This window comes from Brevundimonas diminuta (genome assembly GCF_039673845.1).
In the GTDB taxonomy this organism is placed as follows: domain Bacteria; phylum Pseudomonadota; class Alphaproteobacteria; order Caulobacterales; family Caulobacteraceae; genus Brevundimonas; species Brevundimonas diminuta_E.
Genome location: NZ_JBDJMK010000013.1, coordinates 53,836 through 68,536 on the forward strand (window position 1 = coordinate 53,836; position 14,701 = coordinate 68,536).

Annotated in this window: 12 protein-coding genes; 5 read left to right on the forward strand and 7 right to left on the reverse strand. The window is 70.1% G+C overall.

What is annotated here, in order from left to right; genetic code table 11:
- The first annotated feature begins 128 nt into the window (after positions 1–128).
- The 5 genes from murU to ABE454_RS14795 all read left to right on the forward strand — a co-directional run bounded on the left by murU (position 129) and on the right by ABE454_RS14795 (position 8,315).
- Complete coding sequence (gene murU / locus ABE454_RS14775) at positions 129–842, forward strand: N-acetylmuramate alpha-1-phosphate uridylyltransferase MurU (RefSeq protein ID WP_346532860.1); 714 nt, start codon at positions 129–131, stop codon at positions 840–842.
- A 2-nt stretch (positions 843–844) separates the two neighbouring features.
- Complete coding sequence (gene addB / locus ABE454_RS14780; protein ID WP_346532862.1) at positions 845–3,919, forward strand: double-strand break repair protein AddB; 3,075 nt, start codon at positions 845–847, stop codon at positions 3,917–3,919.
- Positions 3,916–7,344 (forward strand): double-strand break repair helicase AddA, encoded by a 3,429-nt coding sequence (addA, locus tag ABE454_RS14785; RefSeq protein WP_346532863.1) that lies wholly within the window; start codon positions 3,916–3,918, stop codon positions 7,342–7,344. The genes addB and addA overlap by 4 nt, the downstream gene beginning before the upstream one ends.
- Positions 7,345–7,470: 126 nt before the next feature.
- On the forward strand, positions 7,471–7,803 hold the full coding sequence (gene trxA, locus ABE454_RS14790) for a thioredoxin TrxA (protein WP_346532865.1): 333 nt from the start codon (positions 7,471–7,473) through the stop codon (positions 7,801–7,803).
- Positions 7,804–7,859: 56 nt separating this feature from the next.
- Positions 7,860–8,315, forward strand: a complete 456-nt coding sequence (locus ABE454_RS14795; RefSeq protein WP_346532866.1) for a hypothetical protein — start codon at positions 7,860–7,862, stop codon at positions 8,313–8,315.
- A 3-nt stretch (positions 8,316–8,318) separates the two neighbouring features.
- Here ABE454_RS14795 and ABE454_RS14800 read toward each other — a convergent pair whose 3' ends face one another.
- The 7 genes from ABE454_RS14800 to ABE454_RS14830 form a co-directional block, all read right to left on the reverse strand.
- Positions 8,319–9,605 carry a bifunctional folylpolyglutamate synthase/dihydrofolate synthase gene (locus tag ABE454_RS14800; protein ID WP_346532868.1) on the reverse strand — a complete coding sequence of 429 codons (1,287 nt, stop codon included), beginning with the start codon at positions 9,603–9,605 and terminating at the stop codon, positions 8,319–8,321.
- Positions 9,606–9,620: 15 nt separating this feature from the next.
- Positions 9,621–10,517: an acetyl-CoA carboxylase carboxyltransferase subunit beta gene (locus ABE454_RS14805; protein WP_346532870.1), complete on the reverse strand. Its 897-nt coding sequence runs from the start codon at positions 10,515–10,517 to the stop codon at positions 9,621–9,623.
- Between the two features lie 9 nt (positions 10,518–10,526).
- Positions 10,527–11,369 carry a tryptophan synthase subunit alpha gene (gene trpA, locus ABE454_RS14810; RefSeq protein ID WP_346532872.1) on the reverse strand — a complete coding sequence of 281 codons (843 nt, stop codon included), beginning with the start codon at positions 11,367–11,369 and terminating at the stop codon, positions 10,527–10,529.
- Positions 11,366–11,860 carry a hypothetical protein gene (locus ABE454_RS14815; protein WP_346532873.1) on the reverse strand — a complete coding sequence of 165 codons (495 nt, stop codon included), beginning with the start codon at positions 11,858–11,860 and terminating at the stop codon, positions 11,366–11,368. The genes trpA and ABE454_RS14815 overlap by 4 nt, the downstream gene beginning before the upstream one ends.
- Complete coding sequence (trpB, locus tag ABE454_RS14820; protein ID WP_346532902.1) at positions 11,860–13,074, reverse strand: tryptophan synthase subunit beta; 1,215 nt, start codon at positions 13,072–13,074, stop codon at positions 11,860–11,862. Before trpB ends, ABE454_RS14815 begins: the two co-directional genes overlap by 1 nt.
- A 43-nt stretch (positions 13,075–13,117) precedes the next feature.
- The gene (locus ABE454_RS14825; RefSeq protein WP_346532903.1) at positions 13,118–13,756 is read right to left on the reverse strand and encodes a phosphoribosylanthranilate isomerase; all 639 of its coding nucleotides are present in this window, start codon (positions 13,754–13,756) and stop codon (positions 13,118–13,120) included.
- A gap of 148 nt (positions 13,757–13,904) precedes the next feature.
- The gene (locus ABE454_RS14830; RefSeq protein WP_346532874.1) at positions 13,905–14,645 is read right to left on the reverse strand and encodes a pseudouridine synthase; all 741 of its coding nucleotides are present in this window, start codon (positions 14,643–14,645) and stop codon (positions 13,905–13,907) included.
- Between the last annotated feature and the right edge of the window lie 56 nt (positions 14,646–14,701).

The window sequence follows — 14,701 nt, forward strand, 5'->3', positions numbered from 1 at the left end:
ATGAGGGGGCGGGTTCCGCCGGTCTCGCCTTTGCCGTTTGAACGCGCGTTCGTCGCCGCCCGCCCCCTCATCCGTCATGCTCCGCATGGCACCTTCTCCCACAAGGGGAGAAGGTGCGGAGAACGCGCATGACTTCACCCACCACCGCCCTGGTCCTCGCCGCCGGGCTCGGCACGCGGATGCGTCCTCTGACTAGCGACCGGCCCAAGGCTCTGGTCGAGGTCGGCGGCAAGGCTCTGATCGACCATGTGCTTGATCGGCTGGCCGACACCGGCGTGACCGACGCCGTGGTCAACGTCCACTGGTTCGCCGACCGGCTGGAAAGCCATCTGGCCGCCCGCACGCGCCCTTCCATCACCATCTCAGACGAGCGCGCCGAACTGCTGGAAACCGGCGGCGGGCTGAAGAAGGCGCGCCCCTTGCTGGGCGACGCTCCCGTCTTCGTCGCCAATATCGACAGCGTCTGGATCGACCGCGGCGACGCGCTAGGCGACCTGATCCGCTTGTGGGATCCCACGCGCATGGACGCCGCTCTGCTGCTGGCCCGGCGCGAAGGCTCCATCGGCTTCGAGGGCGGCGGCGACTTCTTCCTGGCCGACGACGGCGCCCTGACCTTCCGGGGCGAGGCCGCCAGCGCGCCATACGCCTATATGGGCGTCCACATCACCCGGCCTGACTACGCAGACCACGGCCCCGACGGCCCCTTCTCGCTCAGCCCCCTGTGGCGCGCTTCCGCCGCCGAGGGTCGCCTCTACGGCTGCGTGCTGAACGGCGACTGGATGCACGTCGGCGACCCGCAGGCGCGTGACGAGGCCGAGGCGCGGCTGAAGGCGGAGGCCTGATCATGACGGGGGCGCGCTTCGATCCGTTCGCCGGAACCGGGCCGCGCTGGCGCGCCGTGCCCGCCTGGCGGCCCTTCCTCGAAGATCTCGCGGCGGGTGTGCTGGACTGGCTGGGCGACGCCCCGCCCGAGAACCTGACCGACGCCACCATCCTGCTGCCCAACCGCCGCGCCGCCCGTGCCTTCTCTTTCGCCTTGGGCAAGCTGGCGGGCGAGCGTCCCGTCCTTCTGCCGCAGGTGCGCCCGCTCGGTGATCTGGAAGAGGACGAGCCGCCCTTCGCCCCCGGCGAACTGGGCCTGGACCTGCCGCCCCCCATCGCCCCCCTGACGCGCCGCTTCGAGATGGCGCGCATGATCGCCGAGGAGTTCGAGCCGGGCATGAAGCCCCTGCGCGCCCTCGAAATGGCCGATGCGCTGGGCGCCTTCCTCGATTCCTGCCAACTCGAGGAAGTCTCTGACCTGTCGCGCATCGCGACCCTGGCCGAACAGGATCTGGCCGAACACTGGCGCGAGAGCGCCCGCTTCCTCGGCCTCTCCGTCGAGGCCTGGCCCAAGCGGCTGGAGGCGCTGGGTCTGGTCGACCCCGCCTGGCGCCGCGCGACCCTGCTGCGTCGTCTGGCCGAGGCCTGGGACGCCCGCCCGCCGCAGGCCCCGGTCATCGCAGCCGGGTCCACCGGCACCGTCCCTGCGGCCGCCGATGTGCTGAAGGCCGTGGCAAAGGCGCCGCAGGGCGTGGTCGTCCTGCCCGGCCTCGATCTCGATCTGGGCGCCGACGCCTGGGACCGCATCGACGACCAGCACCCGCAGGCGGCGCTGCAGGCCCTGCTGGTCCGCGCCGAGGTCACGCGCGAGGCCGTCCAGCCGTGGTTTCAGCCGCCGCTCGATCCCGCCATCGAAGCGCGCGGTCTGGCCCGCCAGCGCCTGATCAACGAGGCCCTGCGCCCCGCCGAGGCCACCAACGACTGGCGCCGTGAGATCAAGCGCCTTCGCGCCCGCTCGGCCGAGGCGGGCCGCGCCGCCGACCCCATCGCCGAGGGCCTGTCGGGCCTGACCGTCCTGTCCGTCCGCGCCGAGGAAGAAGCCGCCGCCGCCGTCGCCCTGATGATGCGCGAGAGCCTTGAGCACCGCACGCCCGACGGCCGTCCGATCACCTGCGCCCTGGTGACGCCGGACCTGCAGCTATCGCGCCGGGTCGAGGCGCGGCTGGCGCGTTGGGGCATCGTCGCCGACTCCTCCACCGGCCAACCGCTGTCGCGGATGACGGCGGGGGTGCTGGTCGACCTTTGCGCCCGTTTCCTGGCCGAGCCGCTGAAGCCCCAGACGCTGCTGGGCCTGCTGAAACATCCGCTGGTCCACCTCGATGTGGGCGAGACCTCGCTGCACGACGCCGCCGAGGCGCTGGAGGAGCACGCCCTGCGCGGCCCGCGTCCGCGCCGCTGGTCCCAGCTTCACGAACGCCTGCTGAAGGCTGGCGAGCCCCGACGCGGCGGCCTGCCGCTGGCCGACTGGAAGCTGGCGCGGCTGAAGGGCGCGGAGGCCCTCGCCGACCGGCTGGAGGCGCTGGCGCCCGCCCGCCCCTGTCCGCCGGACGAGGCCGCCCGCACCCTGACCGCCCTGATCGAAGCCCTGGCCGGTCAGAACGCCTGGGCCGGACCGGACGGCGAGGCGGCGGCCTCCCTGCTGTCCGCCCTGATCGAGGGCGGCGGCCCGCTGGGCGACACCACGCCCGCCGAGTTCGCCGACCTGATCGCCGCCTTGCTGGCCGAGACCACGGTGCGCACCGGCGGCGCCACCCATCCGTCCTTGCGCATCCTCGGCGCCATTGAAGCCCGTCTGGCGCGGGCCGACCGCATGATCCTGGCCGGGCTGGAGGAAGGCGTCTGGCCCAACGCCGCCCCGGTCGATCCCTTTCTGTCGCGACCGATGCGCGCCGCCCTGCCCCTGCCCGCGCCCGAGCGGCGTCTGGGCCAGACGGCGCAGGACTTCGTCCAGGCGGCCTGCGCCGACGAGGCGATTCTGGTCCATTGCGAGCGGCGCGGCGGCCAGCCCGCCGTGCGCTCGCGCTGGCTGTGGCGGCTGGAGATGCTGACGCGCGGCGCCGACGCCCCCGACACCCCTGTCAGCCTCAGCGCCCCCCAAGGCGTCGCCGACTGGACCCGCGCCCTCGACGTCCCGCCGCCCGGCCCGGCCCGGCTGGCGCCGCGTCCGGCGCCCACGCCCCCGGTCGAGCGCCGCCCGCGCAGCCTCTATGTCACCGGGGTCGAGCGCTGGGTCCGCGACCCCTACGCCCTCTACGCCCGCCGCATCCTGAACCTCGAACCGATGGAGCGCCCCGGCGCCTCGGCCGAGGCCCTGGCGCGCGGCAACGCCGTGCACAAGGCCATCGAGCGCCTGACCGAGGACTGGCCCGACCTGCTGCCCGACGATCTCGACGCGGTGATCGAGCGCCTGCTGCTGGAAGAACTGACCGCCCACGGCTTCGAGGACGCCGCCATGGCCCGCGAGGCGCCGCTGGCCAGGAACGCCGCCCGCTGGCTGGCCGGGTTCGAGACCGAGCGCCGCGCGCGGGGCGTCCAACTACTGATCGAGCAACAGGGCGCGCTGACCTTCGATGCGCCCGGCGGCCCCTTCACCGTCAAGGCCTACGCCGATCGCATCGAGGTCGGCGACCTGTCCGCCGCCGTCATGGACTTCAAGACCGGCCAGGTTCCGAGCGCCAAACAGATCAAGGCGGGCTTCGCACCCCAGCTGACCCTGACCGGCGCCATCCTCGCCGCCGGCGGCTTCAAGGAGACGAACGGCCCCGTCCCGCCGGAGGAGCTGACCTATGTCCGCGTCGTCGGCCGCAAGAAGGCGGGCGAGGTCGCCGTGCGCGCGACCGGGCCGGAAGCGCAGGCCCTGTCCGACACCGCCCTGCAAGGCCTGATGGCCCGCGTCGCCGAGTTCGACCGGCCGGAGACGCCCTATCTCTCGTGGGCCGCGCCTCATCTGATGGGCAGCTACAGCCCCTACAACCTGCTGGCCCGCGTCTGGGAATGGCACGTCATCGGCGGCGGCGAAGAAGGAGAGGCGGAATGAACCTCCACGTCCGTGACGGCCTCAACCCGCAGACCCGCGCCGCCGACCCGGCCCGTTCAGTCTTCGTCACCGCCAACGCGGGGTCGGGCAAGACCACCACCCTGGTCAGCCGGGTGGCGCGCCTGCTGCTGGGCGGCGCCGCGCCCTCGGCCATCCTGTGCGTGACCTACACCAAGGCCGCCGCCGCCGAGATGCAGGCCCGCCTGTTCGAGACGCTCGGCAAATGGGCCGTCATGGACGACGGCGAACTGTCGGCCGAACTGGCGAAACTGGACGACAGCGACCCCGCCGCCCTCAATCCCGCCCGCCTGTCCGAAGCGCGCCGCCTGTTCGCCCGCGCGCTGGAGACGCCCGGCGGGCTGAAGATCCAGACCATCCATGCCTTCTGCGAAAAGCTGCTGCGGCGCTTTCCTATCGAGGCGGGCGTGTCGCCGCGCTTCACTGTGCTGGAGAACGAGGCGGCGATCGCCCTCAGCCACGCCGCGCGCGAAGACCTCGCCCGCGCCGCCCTCGCCGATGCCGAGGGACCGGTCGGCGAGGCCTACAGCCATTTCGCGGTCGAACTGGACTGGGGCCGCTTTCAGGATCTGCTGGCCCTGATCGAGGCCAAGCGCGCCGAACTGACCGACTATGTGGCCCGCGTCGCCGACGGCCGCGCGCCCGGCCCCTACGTCCTGACCGGCGCCGATCCGGACATGACGCCGAAAGACATCGAGGCCGACTTCCTACGCTGGCTGGACCGGAGCGAGGTCCGCCGCATGGCCGAGCTGATGGCGACCGGCTCCAAGACCGACAAGGATCGGGCCGCCGAACTGATCCACGCCCTCGACCACGACTGGAGCTTCCACGGTCTCGGCGTCGTCTTCCTGACTGGCTCTGGCTCGCCCCGCAAGTCGATGGCGACGAAGCAGGCGCCGCCCGACGCGGCCGGCTGGCTGACCGACCTTCAGGACAAGTTTTTGGCCGCCCGCGACCAGCTGCGCGCCGCCAAGGTCGCCGACGACACCATCAGGCTGCTGACCCTCGCCAACGCCCACGCCGCCCTCTACGAGGCGGCCAAGACGGCCCACGGCGCGCTCGACTTCTCGGATCTGGTGGCGCGCACGGTCGAGCTTCTGACCGTTCGCTCGACCGCCGCCTGGGTGCTGTACAAGCTGGACGGCGGCGTCGATCACGTCCTGATCGACGAGGCCCAGGACACCGCCCCCGAACAGTGGGCCATCATGCGCGCCCTGACCGGCGAGTTCTTCACCGTCGAGGGGACCGACCGCACCGTCTTCGCCGTCGGCGACGAGAAGCAGTCGATCTACTCCTTCCAGGGCGCCCGGCCCGAGCGGCTGCGGCAGGAAGCGCAGGTCTATGACGGCCTGATCACCGGCGCGGGCAGCGCCTTCGAGGGCGTGCCGCTGGAGACCTCCTACCGCTCGACCGAGGCGGTGCTGAAGTTCGTGGACGAAGTCTTCGCCACGCCCGAACGCGCCCGAGCGCTGGTCGGAGAAACGGGCGAGATCCCGCACCATACCGCCGCCCGCAAAGGCCAGCCCGGCGCCGTCGAGCTATGGCCTTTGTTCGTGGACGAGGCCCCGCCCGAGCGCGACGCCTGGACCGACCCCGTCGATCAGGAAGGAACCGCCAGCGCCCGCAAACGCATGGCCCAGACCCTGGCGCTCGAGATCAGGCGTCAGGTCGAAACCGGCGCCGTCGTCTTCGCCAAGGACGGGACGCCACGTCCCTGCGGCTACGGCGACTTCCTGATTCTGGTCCGCCGCCGCGACGCGACCTTCGAGGAGATCATCCGCGCCCTGAAGGCGGCGGGCGCGCCGGTGGCGGGCGCCGACCGGCTGAAGCTGTCGCAGCACATCGTCTTCGACGACCTGAAGGCGCTGGCCCGTTTCGCCCTCTTCCCCGGCGACGACCTGACCGTGGCCGAGGTGCTGCGCGGCCCCTTCTGCGACGTGGACGAGGACAGCCTGTTCGACCTCGCCGGTCTCAAGGATCGCAAGGGCCTGTGGCGCGAACTGAAGCACCGCGCGGACGAACGGCCCGAGTGGGGCGGAGCGCTCGACCTGCTGCGCGCGGCGCGCGGCGCGCGCGACCTCGATCCGTTCGACTTCTTCTCCAGCCTGCTGAATCGGGTGGACGCGACCGGCCAGTCAGGCCGCGCCCGCATCCTGACCCGGCTGGGGCGCGAGGCCGAGGAAGCCATCGACGAGACCCTCAATCAGGTGCTGGCCGCAGAGGGACGCGGCGGAACCGATCTGGAGACCTGCCTCGCCCTGCTGGAAGCCGCCGACGTCGAGGTGAAGCGCGAACTGGAAGGTCCGCGCGGCGAGGTCCGCGTCATGACCGTCCACGGCGCCAAGGGGCTGGAGGCGCCGGTCGTCATCCTGCCCGACACGACCATGAAGGCGAAGGCGCAGGGGCCGTCGTTGATGCCGGTCGCCACCGAGAGCGGCGAAGCCTGGCTGATGTGCCCCGGCTCGTCGAAGGAGGACTGCCCCGCCTCGGCCGACGCCCGCGCGGCGCGCGAGGCGCGGGTCGGCGATGAATCACTGCGCCTCCTCTACGTCGCCCTGACCCGTGCGCGTGATCGGGTGATCGTCATGGGACGCGGCTCGAAACGCGCGCCCGAGGCCGGGGACTGGTGGTCGGTGATCGAAGAGACCTTCGACCGGCTGGGCGATCAGGTGCGCGAACTGGGCGGCGGCGTTCGCCGCTACGGCGCCGATCCCGACAGCCTGCCCGCCGCCGTCGCCGCGGCCGAGATGCGCGCGGTGGCCCCCGATTGGGCGCGCATCAACCCGCCGCGCGACGCGGCCGCCCGCTTCGCCTCGCCGTCGCAGATGCAGGAGCAGAAGCGCATTCCGGCCCCGTCGCCGCTGGCGCGCGGCGAAGGGCCGGGCGCCGGGCTGGGCCGGTTTAGGCGCGGCGACCTGATCCACCGCTTGCTGGAGCGCCTGCCGGACCTGCCATCGCCCGACCGTCCCGACGCCGCGCACCGGATGCTGGCGCGCGAGCGCGACCTGACCGAGGAGCAGCGCGCCGAGATGATCGCCGCCGCCTTCGGCGTGCTGGACGACGCCCGCTTCGCCCCCGTCTTCGGCCCCGGCAGCCGTGCCGAGGTCGCCCTGACCGGGACCGCGCCCGACCTGCCGCGGGGCGTGTCTATCTCGGGCCGCATCGACCGGCTGGTGGTCACGCCGCAGCGGGTGCTGGTGGTGGATTTCAAGTCCAACCGCCCGGCGCCAGATCGGGCCGAGGACGCCGATCCGGCCTATATTCTGCAGATGGCGATCTACGCCGCCGTCCTGCGTCGCCTCTATCCCGACCGTGCGGTCGAGGCGGCTCTGGTCTGGACCGACGGGCCGAAGCTGATGGCCGTGCCGCAAGGGCTGATGGACGCCGCTCTCGAAAATGCGCGTTGATTTGTCGGGGATTCGCACCCACATCTGTGGCCGAACGCTGGCGCTACAGTCAGCGCGCGATTATCAAATGCGCTCAAGCAGCGAGCCGCCGCGCGGCGAGCGATAGCGCTCTTAAGGAGATCATTCATGGCGACTGTGAAAGTCACCGACGACAGCTTTGACGCCGACGTCCTGAAAGCTTCGACCCCCGTGCTGGTGGACTTCTGGGCCGAGTGGTGCGGCCCCTGCAAGCAGATCGGCCCGGCGCTGGAGCAGATCGCCGACGAACTGGCCGGCAAGGTCACGGTCGCCAAGGTCAACATCGACGACAGCCCCATGGTCCCGTCCAAAATGGGCGTGAAGGGCATCCCGACCCTGATGCTGTTCAAGGACGGCCAGATGACCTCGATGAAGGTCGGCGCAATGCCCAAGGGCAAGATCGTCGAATGGCTGGCCGAAGCCGGCGTGAAGGCGGACTGACGACCAGTCATCTGAGATTCTGAAGCCCGCCGTACATTCGTTCGGCGGGCTTTTCATTGGACAAGGCCCCTGTCGCAGCCAATGCTCAAAGCCTTATGAAACACGCTGTCCTGACCTCCATCGCGCACAACATCACAGACTCTTTCGCCAGCGGCGCCGGACTGATGGTGGGCGTCTATGACATCGACATCTGGGCTGCTGTCGCCGAAACACCATCTCGACAACTGAACATCGACTTCCTTACCGGAGAGTGCCGCCCCGCCACGTCCGGCCACCTGACTCGCGCCGTCCAGCTATACATCAAAGCCCTGCCCGATCTTTGCCGGAGGCAGGACGTCGACATCAGCGATTTTAACGGACTGAAAGCTCGCTTCGTGGGCGCGCCGCCCCTGCACCGGGTCGAAATCACGGTGACGGATCGCCTGGGGCGAACCTCGAAGGACATCTATTTCGGCGCCCCGCTCAAGCGCGGGAAGATTCTCGACAGGCTTGGACGATTGCGACCGGCCTGAATGTCAGACCGGCCAGGTCTCACGGCTGGCGCCCAGCACCTCGCCCGCCAGATACAGCGAGCCGCAGATGACCACCCGCCCGGCTCCCAGGGCCAGGGCGCGGTCCAGCGCAGAGTCCACAGATTCAACCGCCATCGCGCCGAAACCCCGTCCCTGTGCGACGGCGGCCAGAGACTCCGGCTCGGCGGCCGCGCCGTCGAAACCGACCGTGAAGACCTGGGCGTCGATCCCCTTCAGCGCCTCGAAGAAGCCGCCGGCGTCCTTGTTGGCCAGAATGCCGACGATCAAGGCGGTCGGGCGCGGCGCGCGCGCCTGACGGTCGGACAGGGCGCGGGCCAGGGCGCGGGCGGCATGAGGGTTGTGCCCGCCGTCCAGCCACAGTTCGGCGTCGGCCTTCTGGGCCTTGTCGGCATAGGGACCAGCGGTCAGCCGCTGCATCCGCGCGGGCCAGCGCACGGCCTTCAGCCCCTCGGCGACGGCGGTTTCGGGCAGATCCAGCTCCAGCGCGGCGGCGATGGCCACGCCCGCATTGTCGAACTGGTGCGCGCCGGACAGGGCGGGCGCGGGCAGGTCAAGGAACCGCTCCTGGTCCTGATAGACGAGACCCCCGCGTTCGGCCCAGGCGTCGAAGTCGACGCCCATGACGGTCAAAGGCGAGCCGACCTCGGCCGCGCGGCGCGCGATCACGGCCATGGCCGCCTCGGACTGGCGCGCCACGACGCCGCGCGCGCCCGCTTTGAGGATGCCCGCCTTCTCGCCCGCCACGCCCTCGATGGTCGTGCCCAGAAACTCGGCGTGGTCCAGATCAACGGGCGTAATGACGCTGAGCAGGGGCCGGGCGATGACGTTGGTGGCGTCCAGCGAGCCGCCCAGGCCCACCTCGATGATGGCCAGATCGGCAGGCGTCTCGCTCATGGCCAGAAGACCCGCCGCCGTGGTGCTTTCGAACACCGTGGCCTCGCCGCCGGTTTCAGCCATCGCCGCCTCGACCCGGTCGAGGATGGCGTTCAGCGCCTCATCGTTGATCAGCGTTCCGGCCAGCCGGATACGCTCGTTGAAACGCACCAGATGCGGCGAGGTATAGGCGTGGACGCGCAGGCCCGCCGCCTCGGCGATGGCCCGGATCAGGGCGACCGTCGAGCCCTTGCCGTTCGTGCCCGCCACATGAACCACTGGCGGCAATCTGTCCTGCGGATTCCCGAGCGCGGCGCACAGGGCCCGCATCCGGTCCAGCGACAGGTCGATGCGCTGGGGATGCCGGGCGCGCAGGCGTTCCGAGATCGGGTCCATGTGAACAGCCTGCGGTCAGGCAGCCTTCTTCTGGGCCGAACCGCTCATCAGCATGGACAGGATCAGGCCCAGCGTCGTCGGCAGATCGCCGCGCGACACCACCTTGTCGACCATGCCCTTGTCCTTGAGGTATTCGGCGCGCTGGAAGCCCGGCGGCAATTTCTCGCGGATGGTGGTTTCGATCACGCGCGGACCGGCGAAGCCGATCAGGGCGCCCGGCTCGGCCAGATGGACATCGCCCAACATGCCGTAAGAGGCCGTGACCCCGCCCGTGGTCGGGTCGGTCAGCACCACGACGTAAGGCAGCTTGGCCGCCTTCACTTCCTGAATCGCCAGGGTGGTGCGCGCCATCTGCATCAAGCTGAGGGCGCCTTCCTGCATCCGCGCCCCGCCTGCGGCGGTAAAGCAGACGAAAGGCACATTGCGTTTGATGGCCTCACGCGCAGCGGCGATGAAGGCCTCGCCCGCCGCCATGCCCAGCGACCCGCCCATGAAGGTGAAGTCCTGCACGATGACCACGGCGGGCGCGCCGCCGATGCGGCCATAGCCGATAGCCATGGTGTCCTTGCGGCCCGCCGCCTTGCGCGCCGCCGACAGACGGTCGCGATAGGGCTTGCCGTCCGAGAACTTCAGCGGGTCTTCGGGCACGTCCGGCGTGTCGATGTTCTCGAACAGGCCGTCGTCGAAGGTGGCCTTCAGGCGCGTCGGGGCGTTGATCCGCATGTGACGGCCCGACGGCGTGACCCACAGGGCAGCCTCCAGGTCCGAGCGGAACAGCATCTCGCCCGTGTCGGGATCCTTGACCCACAGATTGTCAGGCGTGTCGCGCGTACTGACGATCTTGCGCACACCGGGCGCGAAACGCGACAGCCAACCGCCGCGAGCCTTGTTCTCGGGATTTTTATCGACCATGGGCGGCCTTTAAACGTTTTCCGTCACAGAAGCACTAGTGCGCGCGGTGCGAACTGCATCGGACAGCGCCTTCACCTTGGCCAGAACGCGCGGAACGGCTGGTTCGTTCGCTTCGAGGGCGGCGGCGACTTCGTTCACGAATACCGAACCGGCGACGACAGCGTCGGCGACGCGAGCGATCTCGGCGGCGCGTTCCGGCGTCTTCACGCCGAAGCCGACGGCAACGGGCAGATCGGCGGCGCGGCGCACGCGCTCGACGGCGGGCGCCACCTCGGCAGCCACGGCCTCCTTCACCCCGGTCACCCCGGCGACCGAGACATAGTAGACGAAGCCCGAGGTGCCCTCGGCGATGACCTTCAGGCGCTCGTCGTCGGACGTCGGCGTGGCCAGGCGGATCAGCGACAGATCGGCGGCCTTCAGCGCGGCCAGCAGGGGCGCGGCCTCTTCCGGCGGGCAGTCGACGACGATGATGCCGTCCACCCCGGCTTCGGCCGCATCGCGGGCGAAGACCTCATAGCCATAGGATTCCACCGGGTTCAGATAACCCATCAGGATCAGCGGCGTGTCCTGATCGACCTTGCGGAAATCGGCGACCAGATCGAGCGTGCCGCGCAGGGTCATCCCCGCCTTCAGCCCGCGCAGGGCGGCACGCTGGATCGGCGGCCCCTCGGCCATCGGGTCGGAAAAGGCCAGACCCAGTTCGATCAGATCGGCCCCGGCGGCGGGCAGGCCCTTGAGGATCTCCAGCGCCTCATCGCGGCTGGGATCGCCGGTCATGACATAGGGGACGAAACCGGCCCGGCCTTCCGCCTTCAGCTTGGCGAAACGGGCGTCGATACGCGCAGTCGTCACTGGTCGGCCCCTCCTGAGGGCGAAGCAGCGGGCGCGGCCGTGCAGACGTCGCCCGGAATAACAGCAAAGCCGAGGAAGCCCGGCGAGGTCGCCTCTGCGGGTTTCGTCTCGTCATAGAAGGCGACCATCTGCAGGCCGTCGCAGCCGCCGCCATCGCGGCGACGCACGAAGATGATGCGGTTGTCGTCGCCGTCAGCAGGCAGCCAGCCCAGGGGCGCCAGATGCGCCTCATAGGCCTCGGCCAGGGCGCCGATCTGATCCAACTGGGCCGTCACGCAGAAGGCCGGGCTGCGCAGCAGGCCGCCGCAGCCCGCCGCCTCGGCGGCCGGCGGCAGGACCGGGATACCCGTCGCGGGCGGACCCGGCGGCGCGCTGGGCGCGGTCTGCACCGGCGCTTCGGCCTGGGGCGCAGGGGCGGCCTTGCTTTGCGCCAGCGTCAGGGTCGGCGACCCCGCCGTCAGGGCGGCGACGATCAGCAGGCTCTTTATCATCACAGCTCCACGCCCAGATGCTGGGCCACAGTGTTGATGTCCTTGTCCCCCCGGCCCGACAGGACGATCACCAGATCGCCGTCCTTGCCGATTTCGCGGGCCACATCGCCCGCACGCGCCAGGGCGTGCGAAGCTTCCAGCGCCGGGATGATGCCTTCCAGCCTGCACAGGGTCTGGAAGGCTTCCAGCGCCTCGGAATCGGTGGCCGACAGATATTCGCCGCGCCCCAGATCGTGCAGCCAGGCGTGCTCCGGCCCGATGCCCGGATAGTCGAGGCCCGCCGAGATAGAGTGGCCTTCCAGAATCTGACCGTCTGCGTCCTGCAGCAGATAGGTGCGGTTGCCGTGCAGCACGCCCGAGCGGCCGCCCTTCAGGCTGGCGGCGTGGGCGGGGGTGTCCAGGCCGTGGCCCGCCGCCTCGACCCCGATCAGACGCACGCTCTCGTCCTGAATGAAGGGGTGCATGGCGCCGATGGCGTTCGATCCGCCGCCGATGCAGGCCATGACGGCGTCGGGCAGGCGGCCGATCTGACGCTGGCTCTGGGCCTTGATCTCCTTGCCGATCACCGACTGGAAATCGCGCACCATGGCCGGATAGGGGGCCGGGCCCGCCGCCGTGCCGATGATGTAATAGGTGTCGGCGACATTGGTGACCCAGTCGCGCATCGCCTCATTCATGGCGTCCTTCAGCGTCGCCGCACCGGCCGTCACCGGGTTCAGCTCGGCGCCCAGCAGCTTCATGCGGAAGACGTTCGGCTGCTGCCGGGCCACGTCGACGGCGCCCATGTAGACGGTGCAGGGCAGGCCGAAGCGGGCGCAGACGGTGGCCGAGGCGACCCCGTGCTGACCGGCGCCGGTCTCGGCGATGATGCGCGTCTTGCCCATGCGGCGGGCCAGCAGAATCTGGCCCATGCAGTTGTTGATCTTGTGCGCGCCCGTGTGGTTCAGGTCCTCGCGCTTCAGCCAGATCTTGGCGCCGCCGAAATGCTCGGTCAGCCGCTCGGCGAAATAGAGCGGGCTGGCGCGGCCGACGTAATGCTCCAGATAGCTGTCCAGCTCGGCCTGAAACGTCGGATCCGCCTTGGCCGCCGCATAGGCCGCCTCCAGCTCATGGATCAAGGGCATCAGGGTCTCGGGCACGAAGCGGCCGCCATAGGGGCCGAAACGGCCCTCGGCGTCAGGCCAGGCGTAGGAGTTCGACAGGGGGGCGTTCACGATATCCGGCACACGAAAATCTTCAGGGAGGAAGGCGACGAAATCAGGACCGCAAAGCGGCGTCCAGAAAAGCTTTGATCAGGGCCCGGTCCTTAACACCCGGCGCGCTTTCAACGCCAGAGGAGACATCAACCATCGGCGCCCCCGAAATCCGCACCGCCTCGGTGAGATTTTGCGGATCCAGCCCGCCCGCGAGGAACCAGTTTGCCGGCAACGCCCGGTTCTGCATCAGCGTCCAGTCGAACGAAGCCCCTACGCCGCCCGGCAGATCGGCCCCCTTCGGCGGTTTGGCGTCGAACAGCAGATGATCGGCCACGCAGCTCCATTCTGCGACATTGGCGAAGTCCACCTCGTCGCGGATCGGTAAGGCCTTGATGATCCCCGCCCCTGTCAGCCGCCGCGCCTCGATCGCGCGCTTCGGCGTCTCATGGCCATGCAACTGAATGAAGTCGGGCCGCAGGATCAGGGCGACCTCGCTCAGCAGGGCGTCGTCGGGATCGACCAGAACGGCGACCACCTTCGCTTTTCCCCGCGCCCGATCAAACAGGGTCGCCGCGTGCAGCGGCGGGATGTGGCGCGGACTCTTTGGAAACACCACCGCCCCGACAAAGGCCGCTCCGCCATCGAGTGCCGCATCCAGCGTATCCGGCGTCGTCAGGCCGCAGATCTTGGTCAGTGTCATAGCTGTGACGTGCGCGAGCGACCCACAGAGGTCAAGCACGCACCTTCCCTCCCGCTCACCCCGGCGGACGCCGGGGCCCAGTTCTTTGGCTGCAAACGCGGCGTATGAGACTCGCACTGGATCCCGACCTCCGACGGGATGAGCGGAATTATTGCACGAAGATCGAAGCGATCTCATCCTCGCTCAGCAGCCGCCACGCGCCCGGCGCCAGATCATCCGTCAGCACCAAGCCGCCCAGCCGCTCGCGATGCAGGGCCTCCACATGGTTGCCCGCCGCCGCGAACATCCGGCGCACCTGATGATAGCGGCCCTCCGTCACCGTCAGCAGGGCCTCGGTCGGCGACACGACCTCCAACACGGCAGGCGCCAGCGGCTTGTCCTCGCCCTCCAGCACCAGTTCGCCCGAGGCGAACAGCGCCCCTTCCGTCCCGTTCAGCGGCCGCGCCAGCGTCGCGCGATAGACCTTGGCCACATGGCGTTTGGGCGAAATCACCCGGTGCAACAGGTCGCCGTCGTCCGTCAGCAGCAGCAGGCCGCTCGTCTGCTTGTCCAGCCGCCCGATGGTCGAGATCGCCGGATCGCGCCGCCGCCAGCGGTCGGGCAGGACATCATAGACCAGCGCCCCGTCCTCCTTGTGCGAACAGGTCATGCCCAGCGGCTTGTTCAGAAGGACGACCAGACCGGGCACAGGGTCCAGGGGCTCGCCGTCGATCTCCATGCGGCCCGGCAGATCGGGCGTCACCGGGATGCGCTTCGACACATCGGTCAGATCGGCGCCGTCCAGCACGACGCCGCCCGCCTTGCCCAACCGCGCCATCTCGGCCCGCGAGCCGTAGCCCATCGAGCCCAGCAGCTTGTCCACGCGGGAGGTCGGAACCTTCTTGCTCATGCGCCCTCTCCCCACGCCGCCGCCTGCGCGCGCCCGTCAACCGTCGGCGCATATGG